Origin of the sequence: Phenylobacterium sp. (assembly GCF_036495085.1) — a bacterium.
Classification (GTDB): domain Bacteria; phylum Pseudomonadota; class Alphaproteobacteria; order Caulobacterales; family Caulobacteraceae; genus Phenylobacterium.
In genome coordinates, this window is record NZ_DASXNL010000008.1 from 26,528 (window position 1) to 41,504 (window position 14,977).

Sequence of the window (14,977 nt, forward strand, 5' to 3'; positions counted from 1 at the left end):
TAAAATGCAGAGTTTCCAGCCGCCGCGGCGGATCCTTATGGGGCCGGGGCCCTCCGACGTGAGCCCTCGGGTGCTGAGCGCGCTCGCCCGCCCGACCATCGGCCACCTCGATCCCGAGTTCCAGGTGCTGATGGAGGAGATCAAAACCGCCCTGCAACGGCTGTTCAACGCGCCTGACCACGCCTGCGTCCCGCTGCCCGCGCCGGGCACCGCCGGGATGGAAGCGGCGATCATGAATCTTCTGGAGCCGGGCGAGCGGGCGGTGATCGCGGTCAACGGGGCGTTCGGCGGACGGATGGCGGACATGGCGGACCGGGCCGGCGCCGGCGTGACGACGGTCGACCATGCCTGGGGCGAGCCGGTCGATCCGGCGCGCGTCGAAGCTGCGCTCGCCGAGGCCCCCACAAAAGTCCTGGCCTTCGTCCACGCTGAAACCTCGACGGGCGCGCGCAGCGACGCCCCCGTGCTCTGCGGCCTGGCCCGCAAGCACGGAGCGCTCTCGGTGGTCGATTGCGTGACCTCTCTGGGCGGCATCGTGGTGGACGTGGCCGCCTGGGACGCCGACGTGGTCTATTCGGGAACCCAGAAGTGCCTCTCGGCTCCGCCGGGGCTTTCGCCGATCGCGCTCTCCAAGCGCGCCCAGGCGGCGATCTCCGCGCGCAAGGAGAAGGTCCGAAACTGGCTTTTGGATTTCAATCTGCTGATGAGCTACTGGGGCGGCGAAGGCGGCCGGACCTACCATCACACAGCGCCGATCAACGCCCTCTACGGGCTCCACGAGGCGCTGGTGGCGATCTTCGAGGAAGGCCAGCAGGCCGCCCTTGTGCGACACGCCCGGATGCACGAAGCGCTGGTGGCTGGGCTGGAGGCGGCGGGCCTTGCGATGCTGGTGGCCGAGCAGCACCGCTTGCCGCAGCTGAACACCGTGCGCGTGCCCGACGGCGTCGACGAGGCCGCGGTGAGGGCCCACGTGCTGAAGGCCTGGGACCTGGAGATCGGCGCGGGGCTCGGGCCGCTGAAGGGCCAGGTCTGGCGGATCGGCCTGATGGGCGCCTCGGCCACGGCCTGGCATGTGCGCCTCTGCCTTACCGCCCTTTGCGAAGCGCTTGTCGCGCAAGGGTTCGCCGCCGACGCCAAAGCTGCGTTGGCGGCGGCGGACGACAAGCTCGCCTAGCGCTGCGCACGAGAAAGCGGCTAACGTCCCCGAAGCCGCGGTCAACAGCGGGCATTCAGGGGAGGATCGGCGGTTGAACGAGGTCAAACCACTGGACGCCGATGGGCCGGCGGCCATCGTCGAGCCCACGATCATCGCGCAACTGGGCGGCGATGGGAAGTTGAAGCGGGGCGGCTACGCCTGGGCGATCCACCAAGGTGGCCGCGACCCCTTCATCATCCTCGTCACCATCTACATCTTCATGCCCTACGTGGCCTCCGTGCTGGTCGGCGACCCGGTGCGGGGCCAAGCGACGATCTCGAGCTGGGACCAGATTATCGGTTGGGTCGTGGTGTTCAGCGCGCCGTTCCTCGGCGCGTCCATCGACAAGCTCGGCCCGCGCAAGCCGTGGCTCGGACTGATCGTCAGCCTGATGGTCCCCATGATTGCGGCGCTGTGGTTCGGCAGGCCCGGCGGCGCCATGACCCTGACGATGCTGGCCGCGCTCTATATCGGCGCGCGTCTTTTGTTCGTCTACGGCGAGGTGCTGCACAACTCGATGCTGGTTCGCGCCACGGGCCTGGCCGCCGCTCACAAGGCCTCCGCCCTGGCGCTCTCCCTCGGAAACGCGGCCTCTGTTCTCGCGCTCGGCTTCACCGCCTGGGCCTTCGCGCTTCCTGGCAAGGTTCCATGGGGCTGGGTGCCTGCAGCCCCGCTGTTCGGGCTGGACCCGTTGACCCACGAGCCGGAGCGGGTGGTGACCTTGATGGCCGCAGGCCTGCTCGCCCTGGGCTCGATCCCGCTCTTCCTGTTTACGCCGGATGCGCAACGCACCGGCGTTCCGGCGCTGAAGGCCTTGCGCGATGGCGCAGGTGAGCTTTGGCGCATGCTCAAGACCGTGCGTCGCTACCGGGACGCCGTGGTCTACCTGATGTCGCGGATGTTCTTCGTGGATGGCATGAACGCCGTGCTCATCTACGCGGGGGTCTACGCTATCGGGGTGATGAAGTGGGGCCCGCTGGAGATGCTCGCTTACGGCATCATGCTCAGCGTATTCGCAGTCATCGGCGGCTTCGTGGCCCGCTGGCTCGACGGCGCGGTGGGGCCGAAGGTCGCGCTACGGATCCAGATCGCGGTGACCGCAGTCAGCCTGACCCTGATGCTGGGGGTTGCGCCCGACCGCATCCTCTACCTGTGGCCTTACGACGCCACGGCCCATGCGCCGCTCTGGAGCGGACCGGTATTCCGTCACCTTCCGGATTGGGTGTTCATCGGTCTGGGCTTCGTCAACGCCATCGTCATCACCGGCCAATATGCCTCCAGCCGCACACTCCTGACGCGGCTGACGCCGGCTGAGCAGACGGGCGCCTTCTTTGGTGTCTACGCCCTGTCCGGCGTCGCAACCCTCTGGCTCGCGCCCACGCTGGTGAACCTCGGCACAAACCTGACCCACACACAGCAGGGGGGATTCGCCAGTATCATCGTGCTGCTGGTGATCGGGCTGATCGGCCTGATGTTCGTCAGGGGCGGTGGCCGCGAACTGCGGCGCGCCCACTAGCAGACGGCGCGGGGCTTCAGACAGAAGGTGTTCCTGAACGTTATCGCGTTGGGCGGCACGTACTTCAGCGGAGAGGTGGACGTATCCTGGACGTCCGCTTGGATGACGCTGTCGCCGGGCACAAGCTGATCGGGCGGAAACCGCGCCACCGTTGAGCCCTTCGCCGACTTCGCCGCCTGTCGCGGCCTTGGCTCCAGGAGACCTTCGGACTTCCCAGGCTATCTGCGGTGACGCTGGTGAGGCGAAGCTTCAGAGGCGCGGCCGGGTAGGGCCATGATCGCGCTGGCGACGGTGAAGACGTCGCCCAACTGCGTGGTGTCCGTGGCGCCGGACTGGCCGACGAGGTCGCCGATGACCGAGGCCGAAACCAAGTTCTTGAAGTCCGCCCTGCTAATGGCGCCGCTGCTCTGGAATTCGCCCATGCTAGCGATTGCCTGAAATAATCAATATCTAATCCAAGATCAGATCGTTATCATCTTAATAATCGTAGCATAACGCGGTCATAAGATCGGCGAAATGGTACGGTTAACGGAGATTTACCAATATAGTGGTTTCATGAATACGTGTCGTTTACTGCCGATTAAGCCAGAGGTGCCATTCTACAGATGCATTTGGGGCGAGCAGGGCAAGTTGCTTGATCCCGTCATCACTGCTCGCTCAAGGAGGAGCTAGAAATGTCCAATACCTTTACACGCTTCCTGAAGGACGAATCCGGCGCGACGGCCATCGAGTATGGTCTGATCGCCGCGCTCGTGGCCGTGGTCCTGGTGACCGCGCTCGGGGCGATGGGGAACAAGCTGGTTGGCACGTTCAACAAGGTGTCGACCGCTCTGCCATAGGGCCAGATCCCCAAAACAGTCATTCCAAGAAACCCCCGGCGGGCATCTCGCCGGGGGTTTTTTGTCTAAAGGCCAGGACGGAAAATAAACAAAAGTTTCATGTCGTTGATTCCTCTATAATAATCGTCAAAGTCAGGAATTGTTAAGTACGCCTATAAATTGTGCCACCCGGTTTACTCGCGATTAAGTCACTTATGGCATTTTTATATTGCAATTTGGGCGGCAACCGAAGGGCTTGCAGCTCCAGTCTTTGGATATAGAGGAGATCAAGTCATGGGTAAGTTCGTGCAAAAGTTCGCGAGTGATGAGTCTGGCGCCACCGCCATCGAATACGGTCTCATCGCCGCCCTGGTCGCCGTGGTCCTGGTGACCGCGCTTGGCCTGATGGGCAACAAGCTGGCCAACACCTTCAACACGGTGACCAGCGACCTGCCGTAAGCCGCGGCGTTCGTTCCGTTCAAAAAGGAGCCCCGGCGATCCCTCGCCGGGGCTTTTTCCTGTTGGCTGGGTGAAACCCTCCGTTCATCTGCAGGCGCCAAGTTCGCCCGGACGGAGTGACGCGATGATTCACCTTTTGCAGACCCTCTTGCTGCTGGTCTTCCCTGCGCTGGTGATATTCGCCGGCCTGCGCGACGCGACGACCTACATCATACCCAATTGGATCTCCCTGGCGCTCGTCGCGGCCTTTCCCGTGGCGGCCCTGGCTCTTGGCCTGCCGCTGCCGACCATAGCCCTGCAGTTCGGGATCGGCGCCGCTGCTCTTGTCCTGGGCTTCGCGATGTACGCCGTGCGCTGGATCGGCGGCGGAGACGCCAAGCTGTTCGCCGCCGCGGCGCTCTGGATTGGCTGGCCGGCGGCGGTGACCTACCTCGGCCTGACCGGAATCGCAGGAGGCGTGCTGGCGGTGGCGCTGCTGGGCATCCGCTCGGCTTACGTTCGGCCCTTCATCCCATCGGGACCCCGCTGGCTTGCTCGCCTGATCGAACCCGGGGAAAGCGTGCCCTACGGCGTCGCGATCGCGGCCGGCGCCTTGGCGGCGTTCCCGGCCTCGGCGTTGTTCGCCAGGCTTTGATCACGCGCCGGCAGCGGTTGCGGGTCTGGCGCGGATACGACTAGGAGAGAATATCCTGCCCCCCTCTCGCGAAGGCGCTCCGATGTCCGACGTGATCCTCGAAAACGCGGAAGGCCCTGCGGTCCCCGTGCACGCGCTCCTCGAGAGCGAGACAGCCTCGGCGCTGAACGCCTCGCCACCGGCGGCCAAAGCCTTCGCGGCGATCTCCGATTTCAAAGGCAAGGCCGGCCAGGTTCTGGCCGTGCCGGGCGCCGACGGAGCGCTGGCGAGCGTACTGTTCGGCCTCGGCGGTGGCGGCGATCCGATGGTGTTCCGCACGCTGGCCGCCAAGCTCCCCGCCGGGACCTACCAGATCAAGCGGGCGCCTGAAGGCTTGGATGCCGGCCAAGCCGCACTGGCCTTCGCGCTCGGGAGCTATCGGTTCGACCGCTATAAAACCCACGGCGGCGAGCGCGCCAAACTGGTCGCCGACGGTGTCGACGTGGCTGAGGTCCGCCAGGTGGCGCACGCCTGCGCGCTGGCCCGCGACATGATAAACACGCCGGCCAACGACTTGGGGCCCCTGCAGCTCGAAACCGTCGCCCGCGAGATCGCCGAGCAGCACGGGGCCCAGTTCACCGTCATCGCCGGCGATGGACTGCTGGAGGCGAACTACCCTGCCGTGCACGCGGTGGGCCGCGCCGCCACTCCCGCGCGCGCGCCAAGGATGATCGAACTCACCTGGGGTGAGGCCGGCAAGCCGCTGGTCTGTCTGGTGGGCAAGGGCGTTGTGTTCGACTCAGGGGGCCTCGATATAAAGCCTTCGGCCGGAATGCGGCAGATGAAGAAGGACATGGGCGGGGCGGCGCACGCGCTGGCGCTCGGGCGCATGATCATGGCGGCCGGCCTGTCTGTTCGCTTGGCGGTGCTGGTCCCGGTCGTGGAGAACGCCATTTCGGGCGACGCCATGCGGCCGGGCGACGTCTTGGCCTCACGCAAGGGCCTGTCTATCGAGGTCGGCAACACCGATGCGGAAGGGCGCCTGATCCTGGCTGATGCGCTTACCCGCGCCGGCGAACTGGAACCTGCCCTGACGATCGACATGGCCACACTCACCGGGGCCGCGCGCGTAGCGCTCGGGCCGCAGTTGCCGCCGTTCTACACCGACGACGAGGCCCTCGCCGCGGACATCGAGCGGGCGGCCAAGGCGGCGGCCGACCCGGTGTGGCGTATGCCGTTGTGGAAGGGCTACGCCGAGGCCCTCGATAGCGATGTGGCCGAGATCAAGAATGACCCCGACGCGTGGGCGCAGGCCGGCTCGGTGACGGCGGCGCTCTTCCTGCAGCGCTTCGCGCCGGCGGGGCCCTGGGCGCACTTCGACATCTTCGCTTGGAACCCGCGGAACCGGCCAGGCTTCCCGGCAGGCGCCGAGGCGCAGGCCATCCGCGGACTCTATCGCATGATCCGGGAGCGATTTGGGTGAGCGCCTCGCTGGAGAGCGAGGATCCGCGGGTGACCCCGATGCGCGATGGCATCGCCAGCCGCGCCCTGGAGGGGCTGGTCCGCGCCGAAGTCTACCTCGATCCCAAGATCATGAGCTGTGTGGTTCCAGCCGCCGGGATTCATCGCGCGCCGGACGTGGCGTCGGAACAGATGGACCAGATCCTGTTTGGCGAGACCTTCGAGATCATCGAGGAAGAAGGCGGCTTCTTCTGGGGCCAGGCCAGGCGCGACGGCTATGTCGGCTTCGTCGTGGACGCATCGCTTGCGCCGCCGGGGCCGGAGCCGACTCACCGCGTCAGCGCTGTCCGCACCTACGCCTTCGCCGAACCGAGCATCAAGAGCCGGGCGAGCGGCCCTTTTTCAATGAACGCGCTGGTCGCCGTCGAGGCGCAGGAGGGGCGACTCAGCAAGGTGGCCGGTGGCGGCTGGACGACCTCCGATCACCTCACGCCGATTGGCGTGTTCGAGAGCGACGCTGCGGCCGTCGCCGAGCGTTTCCTAGGCGCGCCGTACCTTTGGGGCGGCCGCGAGAGCCTGGGCCTCGATTGCTCGGGCCTGGTGCAGCAGGCGCTGTTCGCCTGCGGTTTGGCCTGTCCCCGCGATGCCGACCAGCAGGCGCATATCGGACGGCCGATCGAGCGCGAGGCGTTCGGGCGTGGCGACCTGGTGTTCTGGAAGGGTCACGTCGCGATCGGGCTCGACAAGACGCGCATCGTCCATGCGAACGGCCACCACATGATGGTCGCCGTCGAGCCGCTGGAGACTGCGATCAGCCGGATTTCCCGAGCCGGCGAAGGCCAGCCGACGGCGTTCCGCCGGCTCTAGCGCGGCTACTTCGCGGCGGGAGGTTTGCCGGCGTCAGGCTTGGTCGCGGCGGGAGCCGTGGCCGGAGCCGCAGGTGCGGCGGGCGCGGCACCAGCCGCCGCGGGCTTGTCGCCCGGCGCCGCGGCGGCGCCCGCCGCCGGAGCGGCGCCCGCCGCCGGAGCAGCAGCCGCGGCGGCCGCCGGGTTCGGGGCCGGGATCGGCAGGCTGGAGCCCTGGCCGTGCAGGTAGGCGATGACGTTGATGCGGTCCTGTTGTTGCTTGAGACCGACGAAGGTCATCTTCGTGCCGTTGATGTAGGCCTGCGGGCCCTTCACGAACTCATAGATGTGCTCGTAGTCCCAAATCGGCTGCTTGGCGGCGAAGGCCTTCATTCCGTCGGAATAGGCGAAGCCCGCATGGCTGGCCGGCGCGCGTCCGACGACGCCCCAGAGGTTCGGGCCGGTGCCGTTGGGGCCGCCATTGTCGGCGTTGTGGCAGGACTTGCATTTCTCGAAGACCGCGGCGCCGGCCACGGGATCTGCGGTCTTCAACACCGTGCCCCAGTCGGGCGGAACTTCAGGTGCGGCGGCGCCGCCGCCGGCCGCTTCCTGGACCTCGACCTTGAAGCCTGGTTTGGCGACTTTTTCCTGGCTGAAGACGCCCCCTGTGAGCTGCACCAGTCCGGCAATGACAAAGCATGTCGCCAGCACAGCGCCGGCGTACTTATTGAAGGTCAGACTGTCGCTCATCGTCCCGAAATCAGCCCTCTAATCGCCAGAAGCACAAGCCGGCGAAAGCGCGGGAATCCCGCCCCTTGTTGCGTCCGGCTCTCTTACACGCTACCGGCGCTCGCGCAACCGCCCAAGCACAGCCACAAGCATTGCCCCTGCTCATCCCATGACGCCCATCGTCCTGATCCCAGCGCGCATGGCCGCGACCCGCCTGCCCGGAAAGCCGCTGGCCGATATCGGTGGTCTGCCGATGATCGTGCGTGTGCTGAGGCAGGCGGAGGCTGCGGACCTTGGTCCCGTGGCCGTGGCGGCCGGCGACGCCGAGGTCGTCGCGGCGGTAGAGTCCGCAGGTGGTCGCGCGGTGCTCACGGAGCCCGACCTCGCCTCCGGTTCCGACCGCATTGTCGCCGCGCTCGCCGTGCTCGATCCTCAGAGGCGCCATGACGTGGTCATCAACCTACAGGGCGACATCCCCTTCGTCCGGCCCGATGCAGTTGTGGCCGTGGCGCGGTTGCTCGAAGCGAGGCAAGGGTGCGACATTTCGACGGTCATGGTCGCTGAGGCGGATCCGGCGGAACGCACGAACCCTGACATTCCCAAGGTGGTGGCGGCCATGGAAGCTGACGGCCGCTCGGCGCGCGCGCTCTATTTTACCCGCTCGGTGCTTTACGGAGACGCGCCGGTCTGGCTGCACCACGGCATCTACGGATTCCGGCGCGAGGCGCTGGAGCGCTTTACAGCAGCCCGGCCATCGCCGCTGGAGCGACGCGAGCGGCTGGAGCAATTGCGGGCGCTGGAGCTCGGGATGTCGATCTGGGCTGCGGTTATCGATGAGGCTCCGATCTCGGTGGACAATCCAGCCGACCTAGCGCGCGCCCGCGCGTACGCCCGATCGATCCAGGACAGGGGGAGCTTATGAGCCAGGGACGTATCGCCTTTCAGGGCGAACTCGGCGCCAACAGCCACGAGGCCTGCATGGCGGCCTTCCCGGATCTGGAGCCGGTCCCGCACGCGACCTTCGAGGCCGCCTTCCAGGCCGTGAAGACCGGCGACTGCCAGCTCGGCATGATCCCGGTGGAAAACTCCACGGCCGGTCGCGTTGCGGACGTGCACCACCTTCTGCCGGCGTCGGGCCTGAAGATCGTCGGCGAGCGGTTCAAGCCGATCCACTTCCAGCTGATGGCCAACCCGGGCGTGAAGCTTGAGGACGTCGAGACCGCCGTGAGCATGGCCTTTGGACTGGCTCAATGCAGCAAGCTCATCCGCCAGCTTAAGCTGAAGACCGAATCTGTCGGCGACACGGCCGGCGCGGCGAAGCTGCTGGCGCAGAATCCCGATCCGACGCGGGCGGCGATTTCGCCGGCGCTGGCGGCTGAAATCTACGGCCTGAATATCCTCGCCCGCGATGTCGAGGACGAGCATCACAACACCACCCGATTCCTGGTGATGACCGCAGAGAAAACGCCGGCCCCGCCGCCGTTCACGACGCCCTGCATCACCAGCTTCGTATTCCGCGTCAGGAACCTGCCGGCGGCGCTCTACAAGGCGATGGGCGGGTTCGCGACCAACGGCGTCAACATCTCCAAGCTCGAGAGCTACATGGAGAACGGCGCCTGGACGGCCACATTCTTCTACGCCGAGGCCGATGGTCGACCCGAGGACCGCGGCTTGGCCCTGGCCTTCGAGGAGCTGCAATTCTTCTCGGAAAAATTCGAGATTCTGGGCGTCTACCCGGCCGATCCGTTCCGAACGCGCGGGTAGATCTCGGCTGGCCCTCTTCGGGGAGCCTTACTGGAGGGATCCTCCGGTTCTGAAGGGCGCGCCCTCTGTCGTTTCACGCCACACCCCGCGGGGGGCGCGATCTAACTCCCTTCCTCCACCCAGGCTTTTATGAGCTGGTGGGCGATGGCCATGCGCTGGGGCGCGAAGGTTCCGTCGAGCCTGCCGGCGATGAGTTCGCGGGCCTCGTCACGGGTGAACCAGCGGACTTCGGAGAGCTCAGTCTGGTCGGGGGAGCCCTCTTCATCCTCGACCTCGGCGATCAGGCCGATCATCAGTGACGACGGATAGGGCCAGGGCTGGGTCGAGTGGTAGCGGACCTTCACGGCGTGCAGGCCCGCCTCCTCGTTGAGTTCGCGCGCGCAGGCCTCCTCGATGCTCTCGCCAGGCTCCAGGAAACCGGCCAGCGCCGAGAACATGCCCTTGGGCCAGGCCTCCTGGCGGCCCAGCATGCAGCGCTCGCCGTGGTAGGGCAGCATGATCACCACCGGGTCGGTGCGCGGGAAGTGCTCTGACCCGCAGGCCGGGCACTGGCGCTTCCAGCCGCCGTCGGTGGCCTCACTGGGTTCGCCGCAGACCGCGCAGTGCTTGTGCCGGCGGCGCCACTCGAACATCTGCTTGGCGGTGGCGAGGATCGCGGCGTCGGGGCCGGGGACTTTGAGGGCGATTGCGCGCAGATCCTCGAATTTTCCGAACCCCTGGAGCGGTCCATCGCCCGGATCTGCGGAGTCCTCCATGTCGACCGCGAAGACCGCGGTATCTTTCCAGAGGCCCATGAACAGCAGCCGCTCGGGGCCGCCAGCCAGCTCACCGACCAGCTTGGCCGGCAAATAGGCGATCTGCATACCGCCTTCCTTGGACGGCTCCACGAAGGGCCGCCCGTTCCACATGGCCAAGCCGATCGAATCGGGCGCCGCCAGCTGCTCGGCGATCCACTCGGGTTTGGCGCGGCGGTCGCTGGCGCGATCCAGCGGATTGCCGGCGAAGGTGTTCTGGAAGGCGTCTAGTGGCATGGGCACATCTTCTAGGGCCCAAGCCTCGCTTCGTCATCCCAGGCTTTGCCGCCCCGCCGATGCTCAGGCCCGGGCGCGGACGCCGAAGCGCTGAGCGGCCCGTACCTTGGCCTTCTGCGCCTCGGTCTCGCGGTCGCGCGGCGGGGCGTGGGTCTCAAGGCCGTGCAGCAACCGGTGGCCGGCTGTGAACACATCCTCGACCGCGGCGTTGAACGCCGCCTCATTGGCTTTCGAGGGGGCATTGAAGCCGGTGAGTTTGCGTACGAACTGCAGCGACGCCGCGCGGATCTCATCGTCGCTCACGGGCGGATCGAAGTTGAACAGGGTTTTGATGTTGCGGCACATGAGGAGCCCTCCGTGGCGACAGGATAGCGCCATCGAGCCGCGGCGTGGAGCGCGGCGGCGCGATCCCGCCCAAATGGATGCGGGTACGCTGCGATAGCGTCTTACCCGTTCATCAGATTGAAATGATAGATGTTCACTTTTTGGCCGCACGGCGTAATAGTTGCCTCGCTGGTGTGGTGACGGGCGCCGGCGAGTAAGTTTTTTGGGGGCGCCCGATGCCTCAAGATGCTGCCACGATCAACCTGTCCGCCCTACGGGGGCCAGAGCTTCGGCGATTGCTCGACTCCTCCCGCGAACGCGGCCAGGCCGCGCTCTCCTATCAGATCCTGCAGGAGATGGCGTCGCGCCGCGAACGCCGCGAGAAAGGCGGGCCAAAGGCCCTCTTCACCGGGCGGCGGCCGGCCGAGCCGCGTGTAATCTCGGTCGACTTCAGCGATCCCCTGGAGCGCGAGAACGACGCGGCGCTGGATGATTTGCCGCCGCTCGCCGCCTGGCGCGCGCCGTCGTCTGAGCCGGACCCGGCCGCCACTCTGCGCCTGGAGACCGAGGCGCCGGCGCCTCGAGCATCGCGGCGAGCGGCCAAGCCACCGAAGCCCACAGCGGACCTGGGGGCAAGCCCAGAGCCCCCCGAGCCGCAAGAGGAGCCGCCGCCGCTGACCAATTGGGGGCCCTCGTCGCCCGAGCCGGACCTGGCTTCTCTCCAACTGGAGACGCCGACGCCCGCCCGGCCGCCGCGCCGATCGCGCTGGCTGGCAGCCGGCTTCGCCGCCGGTATCGCCGCCGGCGTCGCCGTCGGCTGGTGGGGCGCGGCGCTAACCCGCGGAACTCCGCCCCTCCGTGTGGCCTCGGCCGACCCCGCAGCACATACCGCCACGCCGCCGGCGCTCAGGGCTGCGCCCGCAGCGGCCACGCCGGCCAATGCGGCAGTCGCCCCGATCGCCGCCGAGCCCGAGCCAATTCCCGAGGCTCCGTCGGACGCGACCGCCAGTTCTCCGCCGCCGGAATCCCAAGAGACGACCTCAGCGTTCCCGGCCGCGTCGGACGCGGCCCGAGACACTGCGGCCACTGCGACGGCGTCCCAACCGTCTGCTGCCGCGCCCACGCCGACAGAGGTTGTGAGGATCGCGCCGGCCGGCCCCAAGGGCTGCGCAGCCAAGCCGACCCCGGCGGACCGGACGATATGCGAGGTTCCGAAATTGCAACGTCTGCAGCGGGACCTGCAGGCGTCCTATGCCAAGGCGTTGGCGGCTCACGAGGATCGCGACCTGCTGCGCGAGCACCAGCTTGCCTGGCGCGACGCCCGCAATGACGTATCCGACCCCGATCGCCTGGCCCGTCTCTACGAGCAACGTATCCAGAAGCTGAAGGCGGCGACGGCCGTTGCGCGCCAGCAACGGGAAGCCCCCCACTGAGGCTCAAGGCAGCGCACCCGCGACCTCCTTGCCCTTGCCTCCGCACTCCCGATCCGCCATATCCCCGCGCGGAGATCGGCGGCGGGCGGACGCTTCGCCAACCTGGTCAGGGCCGGAAGGCAGCAGCCATAACGAATTCCGTTCCGGGTCGCCGTTCGGTCTCCACCTCTTCCTCCTGATCTCGATATTCTCCTCGACGGTGTCCGCGGACACCGGCTTTCCCCTTTGCCGGGAGCGGACCATCCTCTTACATGAGCGCCATGGCCGACGAAGACCTCACCCGGGTGGAAGACCAACCGCCGGAACGTGATCCGAACACGGGGGACATGTTCGCAGGCGCGCCGAAGACGCCGAGCGATGGCGCCTCGGCGGCCTACACGGTCATCGCGCGCAAATACCGCCCCAAGACCTTCGACGACCTCTATGGCCAGGAGGCCATGGTTCGGACGCTGAAGAACGCCTTCGCCTCAGGGCGGATCGCGCACGCCTTCATGCTGACCGGCGTGCGGGGCGTGGGAAAGACGACGACGGCGCGGTTGCTCGCGCGCGCCCTGAACTACGAGAGCGATACGGTCCATGAGCCCACGCTTGATCTGGCCGTCGAGGGCATCCACTGCGCGTCGATCATCGAGGGGCGGCACATGGACGTGCTGGAGCTCGACGCGGCGTCCCGCACCAAGGTCGACGAGATGCGCGAGCTCCTGGACGGGGTGCGCTATGCGCCCGTCTCGGCGCGCTACAAGGTCTACATCATCGACGAAGTGCACATGCTCTCGACGCAGTCGTTCAATGCGCTGCTGAAGACGCTCGAAGAGCCCCCGCCGCACGCCAAGTTCATCTTCGCGACCACCGAGATCCGCAAGGTGCCGGTGACCATCCTGTCGCGCACCCAGCGATTCGACCTGCGGCGCGTCGAGCCCGACGTGATCGTCAGGAACCTGGAGATGGTCTCCGAGGCGGAGGGCGCCCGCGTCGATGCCGACGGGCTGATGCTGATTGCGCGAGCCGCCGAGGGCTCGGTGCGCGATGCCCAGTCGATGCTCGATCAAGCCATAGTCCAGGCCGATCCGGGCCAGACCGTCACGGCAGCGACGATCCGTGACATGTTGGGCCTCGCCGACAGAGCCCAGACAATCGCCCTCTTTGAGCAGGTGATGCGCGGTGAGGCCGGGCCTGCGATCGAGACCTTCCGCACGCTCTACGGCTATGGAGCCAACCCCGACCAGGTGATGCTGGACCTCCTGGACCACTGCCACGGGGCGTCGGTGGCCAAGGCCGTCGGCCCGCAGGCGTTGATCATGCCCAAGGACCAATCGGCCCGGCTCGCGGCCGTGGGATCGGCGGTGTCCGCCGGCGCCCTGTCCCGGCTGTGGCAACTCACGTTGAAAGCCTACGAGGAGGTGCGCCGTGCGCCTGACGCGGCCGCGGCCGTCGACATGGCGCTGATCCGCCTGGCCTACGCGGCCGATCTGCCGGGGCCGGAGGAGGCGCTGAAGCGGTTGCAGGCGGGAGATGCGCCGACTGGCGGTGGCGGCCCGGGCGGTCCCTCCGGCAGCGGAGCCGCAGCCTCGGGCGGAGGCGGGGCCCAGGCGGTGGCGCGGAGCTACGCGGCGCCTCAGCCGCAGTCCACGACGGAACCCGTCGCGACGCTGCACACCTTCGAGGAGATGCTGACGCTTATCGACCGCAAGCGCGACATTTCCCTCAAACTCGATGTGGAGCGTTTTGTCAGGCCGATCAGCTTCCGGCCCGGCGCAATCGAGTATGAGCCCGCGCCCGGGGCCCCGGCCAACCTCGCCCAACGCCTGGTCGGACGGCTGAAAGAGTGGACCGGCGAGCGCTGGCTGATCGCCGCGCAGGGCGGGGGTGGGGCGGAGAGTCTATGGGAGCGCCAAAAGCGCGAGGAGCGTGAGGTCCGCGCCCGGATCGAGCAGGATCCCTTCGTGCTGTCGGTCATGCAGGCCTTCCCCGGCGCTGAGATCGTCAGCGTTCGAACCTTGCCGCAGCCCGCCGCGGCCGAGGGCGAAGTCTCCGAGGACGATGACGATGAGGATTAGTCTCGGGACGAGCGCGATCGCCGCGGGGCTGGCACTGGCGCCCGCCGCGCTCGCCCAGGCGCCCCTGATCCATCAGGTGCTCCCCAACGACCCGCAGATGGCTCTGACGATGGCCACGGTCGACCTGCCGCCTGCCGGCGCGGGGCCGGTGACCACGGCAGGACAGGCCGGACATCGCCATCCTGCGGCCGTTTACGCCTATGTGGCGAAGGGCGCGGTGCTCTCTCGCCTGGGCGATGAGCCGGAGCGCCGGTACGGCGCTGGCGAGGCCTGGTCTGAGACGCCGCTGCAGCCGCATTATATTGTCAACGCCTCGAAGACCGAGCCCGCCCGTCTGGTGGTGGTGCTGATCTCCAAGGCGGACACCAAGACGCTTACGGAGGCGCTTCCGAAGGTGAAGGAGCTGGCGAAATGAAGGATCTCTCCTCGCTGATGAAGCAGGCCCAGGCCATGCAGCAGAAGCTGGGCGAGGCCCAGGACAAGATCGCGGCCCTGGTTCTGGAAGGAACCGCCGGCGGTGGCATGGTCAAGGTCGCAATCAAGGGCACGGGCGAGCTCAGCCGGGTGGATATCGACGAGAGCCTGATGACGCCCGGCGAAGCCGAGATGGTCGCCGACCTCGTGATGGCCGCCCACGCCGACGCCAAACGCCAGCTCGACGCCGCCCAGGCTGACCTGATGAAGGAGGCCGCGGGCCCCTTCGCCGGCATGCCTGGCATGCCGAAGTTCTGA

The 14,977-nt window shown here is 67.3% G+C and carries 17 protein-coding genes and 1 other RNA gene; 14 read left to right on the plus strand and 4 right to left on the minus strand.

What is annotated here, in order from left to right; translation table 11 throughout:
- The first annotated feature begins 4 nt into the window (after nucleotides 1–4).
- Complete coding sequence (locus VGI62_RS00960; RefSeq protein WP_331502514.1) at nucleotides 5–1,174, plus strand: alanine--glyoxylate aminotransferase family protein; 1,170 nt, start codon at nucleotides 5–7, stop codon at nucleotides 1,172–1,174.
- 73 nt (nucleotides 1,175–1,247) lie between these two features.
- Nucleotides 1,248–2,711: an MFS transporter gene (locus tag VGI62_RS00965; protein WP_331502515.1), complete on the plus strand. Its 1,464-nt coding sequence runs from the start codon at nucleotides 1,248–1,250 to the stop codon at nucleotides 2,709–2,711.
- A 218-nt stretch (nucleotides 2,712–2,929) separates the two neighbouring features.
- On the opposite strand, the gene VGI62_RS00970 is transcribed toward VGI62_RS00965, so the two are convergent.
- Nucleotides 2,930–3,133, minus strand: a complete 204-nt coding sequence (locus tag VGI62_RS00970; protein ID WP_331502516.1) for a hypothetical protein — start codon at nucleotides 3,131–3,133, stop codon at nucleotides 2,930–2,932.
- A gap of 252 nt (nucleotides 3,134–3,385) precedes the next feature.
- Between VGI62_RS00970 and VGI62_RS00975 the strand changes: the two genes are divergently transcribed.
- The 5 genes from VGI62_RS00975 to VGI62_RS00995 all read left to right on the plus strand — a co-directional run bounded on the left by VGI62_RS00975 (nucleotide 3,386) and on the right by VGI62_RS00995 (nucleotide 6,929).
- Nucleotides 3,386–3,550, plus strand: a complete 165-nt coding sequence (locus tag VGI62_RS00975) for a Flp family type IVb pilin (RefSeq protein ID WP_331502517.1) — start codon at nucleotides 3,386–3,388, stop codon at nucleotides 3,548–3,550.
- Nucleotides 3,551–3,823: 273 nt separating this feature from the next.
- Nucleotides 3,824–3,988, plus strand: coding sequence for a Flp family type IVb pilin (locus VGI62_RS00980; RefSeq protein ID WP_331502518.1), 165 nt, complete (start codon nucleotides 3,824–3,826; stop codon nucleotides 3,986–3,988).
- A gap of 124 nt (nucleotides 3,989–4,112) precedes the next feature.
- The gene (locus VGI62_RS00985; RefSeq protein WP_331502519.1) at nucleotides 4,113–4,622 is read left to right on the plus strand and encodes an A24 family peptidase; all 510 of its coding nucleotides are present in this window, start codon (nucleotides 4,113–4,115) and stop codon (nucleotides 4,620–4,622) included.
- Nucleotides 4,623–4,704: 82 nt separating this feature from the next.
- A complete protein-coding gene (locus tag VGI62_RS00990; RefSeq protein WP_331502520.1) occupies nucleotides 4,705–6,084 on the plus strand; it encodes a leucyl aminopeptidase family protein in 1,380 nt (459 codons plus the stop codon).
- A 38-nt stretch (nucleotides 6,085–6,122) separates the two neighbouring features.
- Complete coding sequence (locus VGI62_RS00995; protein WP_331502586.1) at nucleotides 6,123–6,929, plus strand: NlpC/P60 family protein; 807 nt, start codon at nucleotides 6,123–6,125, stop codon at nucleotides 6,927–6,929.
- Nucleotides 6,930–6,934: 5 nt separating this feature from the next.
- On the opposite strand, the gene VGI62_RS01000 is transcribed toward VGI62_RS00995, so the two are convergent.
- Entirely contained in the window at nucleotides 6,935–7,657 is a 723-nt protein-coding gene (locus tag VGI62_RS01000) for a cytochrome c family protein (RefSeq protein WP_331502521.1), read from the minus strand.
- A gap of 148 nt (nucleotides 7,658–7,805) precedes the next feature.
- Here VGI62_RS01000 and VGI62_RS01005 point away from each other — a divergent pair, with 148 nt between their 5' ends.
- Together VGI62_RS01005 and VGI62_RS01010 are read left to right on the plus strand one after the other, a co-directional pair.
- Nucleotides 7,806–8,558, plus strand: a complete 753-nt coding sequence (locus VGI62_RS01005; protein WP_331502522.1) for a 3-deoxy-manno-octulosonate cytidylyltransferase — start codon at nucleotides 7,806–7,808, stop codon at nucleotides 8,556–8,558.
- The gene (locus tag VGI62_RS01010; RefSeq protein ID WP_331502523.1) at nucleotides 8,555–9,400 is read left to right on the plus strand and encodes a prephenate dehydratase; all 846 of its coding nucleotides are present in this window, start codon (nucleotides 8,555–8,557) and stop codon (nucleotides 9,398–9,400) included. Before VGI62_RS01005 ends, VGI62_RS01010 begins: the two co-directional genes overlap by 4 nt.
- Nucleotides 9,401–9,501: 101 nt before the next feature.
- On the opposite strand, the gene nudC is transcribed toward VGI62_RS01010, so the two are convergent.
- Entirely contained in the window at nucleotides 9,502–10,431 is a 930-nt protein-coding gene (nudC, locus tag VGI62_RS01015; protein WP_331502524.1) for an NAD(+) diphosphatase, read from the minus strand.
- Between the two features lie 63 nt (nucleotides 10,432–10,494).
- Nucleotides 10,495–10,776: a DUF2277 domain-containing protein gene (locus VGI62_RS01020; protein WP_331502525.1), complete on the minus strand. Its 282-nt coding sequence runs from the start codon at nucleotides 10,774–10,776 to the stop codon at nucleotides 10,495–10,497.
- Between the two features lie 215 nt (nucleotides 10,777–10,991).
- Between VGI62_RS01020 and VGI62_RS01025 the strand changes: the two genes are divergently transcribed.
- From VGI62_RS01025 to VGI62_RS01045, 5 genes are all read left to right on the plus strand, one after another.
- Nucleotides 10,992–12,188 carry a hypothetical protein gene (locus tag VGI62_RS01025; RefSeq protein ID WP_331502526.1) on the plus strand — a complete coding sequence of 399 codons (1,197 nt, stop codon included), beginning with the start codon at nucleotides 10,992–10,994 and terminating at the stop codon, nucleotides 12,186–12,188.
- Between the two features lie 69 nt (nucleotides 12,189–12,257).
- Nucleotides 12,258–12,356, plus strand: an RNA gene (ffs, locus tag VGI62_RS01030) — signal recognition particle sRNA small type.
- Nucleotides 12,357–12,448: 92 nt separating this feature from the next.
- The gene (locus VGI62_RS01035; RefSeq protein ID WP_414695612.1) at nucleotides 12,449–14,245 is read left to right on the plus strand and encodes a DNA polymerase III subunit gamma/tau; all 1,797 of its coding nucleotides are present in this window, start codon (nucleotides 12,449–12,451) and stop codon (nucleotides 14,243–14,245) included.
- Nucleotides 14,235–14,660: a cupin domain-containing protein gene (locus VGI62_RS01040; RefSeq protein ID WP_331502528.1), complete on the plus strand. Its 426-nt coding sequence runs from the start codon at nucleotides 14,235–14,237 to the stop codon at nucleotides 14,658–14,660. The genes VGI62_RS01035 and VGI62_RS01040 overlap by 11 nt, the downstream gene beginning before the upstream one ends.
- The gene (locus VGI62_RS01045; protein WP_331502529.1) at nucleotides 14,657–14,977 is read left to right on the plus strand and encodes a YbaB/EbfC family nucleoid-associated protein; all 321 of its coding nucleotides are present in this window, start codon (nucleotides 14,657–14,659) and stop codon (nucleotides 14,975–14,977) included. Before VGI62_RS01040 ends, VGI62_RS01045 begins: the two co-directional genes overlap by 4 nt.

Excerpts from the sequence above, each read along its gene's own strand:
- VGI62_RS00975 (WP_331502517.1), top strand. The coding sequence starts at position 3,386 with ATGTCCAATACCTTTACACGCTTCCTGAAGGACGAATCCGGCGCGACG.
- VGI62_RS00960 (WP_331502514.1), top strand. The coding sequence starts at position 5 with ATGCAGAGTTTCCAGCCGCCGCGGCGGATCCTTATGGGGCCGGGGCCC.
- VGI62_RS01020 (WP_331502525.1), bottom strand. The coding sequence starts at position 10,776 with ATGTGCCGCAACATCAAAACCCTGTTCAACTTCGATCCGCCCGTGAGC.
- VGI62_RS01025 (WP_331502526.1), top strand. The coding sequence starts at position 10,992 with ATGCCTCAAGATGCTGCCACGATCAACCTGTCCGCCCTACGGGGGCCA.
- nudC (WP_331502524.1), bottom strand. The coding sequence starts at position 10,431 with ATGCCACTAGACGCCTTCCAGAACACCTTCGCCGGCAATCCGCTGGAT.
- VGI62_RS01000 (WP_331502521.1), bottom strand. The coding sequence starts at position 7,657 with ATGAGCGACAGTCTGACCTTCAATAAGTACGCCGGCGCTGTGCTGGCG.
- VGI62_RS00985 (WP_331502519.1), top strand. The coding sequence starts at position 4,113 with ATGATTCACCTTTTGCAGACCCTCTTGCTGCTGGTCTTCCCTGCGCTG.
- VGI62_RS01005 (WP_331502522.1), top strand. The coding sequence starts at position 7,806 with ATGACGCCCATCGTCCTGATCCCAGCGCGCATGGCCGCGACCCGCCTG.
- VGI62_RS00970 (WP_331502516.1), bottom strand. The coding sequence starts at position 3,133 with ATGGGCGAATTCCAGAGCAGCGGCGCCATTAGCAGGGCGGACTTCAAG.
- VGI62_RS00995 (WP_331502586.1), top strand. The coding sequence starts at position 6,123 with ATGCGCGATGGCATCGCCAGCCGCGCCCTGGAGGGGCTGGTCCGCGCC.
- VGI62_RS01010 (WP_331502523.1), top strand. The coding sequence starts at position 8,555 with ATGAGCCAGGGACGTATCGCCTTTCAGGGCGAACTCGGCGCCAACAGC.
- VGI62_RS01035 (WP_414695612.1), top strand. The coding sequence starts at position 12,449 with ATGGCCGACGAAGACCTCACCCGGGTGGAAGACCAACCGCCGGAACGT.
- VGI62_RS01040 (WP_331502528.1), top strand. The coding sequence starts at position 14,235 with ATGAGGATTAGTCTCGGGACGAGCGCGATCGCCGCGGGGCTGGCACTG.
- VGI62_RS00990 (WP_331502520.1), top strand. The coding sequence starts at position 4,705 with ATGTCCGACGTGATCCTCGAAAACGCGGAAGGCCCTGCGGTCCCCGTG.
- VGI62_RS00980 (WP_331502518.1), top strand. The coding sequence starts at position 3,824 with ATGGGTAAGTTCGTGCAAAAGTTCGCGAGTGATGAGTCTGGCGCCACC.
- VGI62_RS01045 (WP_331502529.1), top strand. The coding sequence starts at position 14,657 with ATGAAGGATCTCTCCTCGCTGATGAAGCAGGCCCAGGCCATGCAGCAG.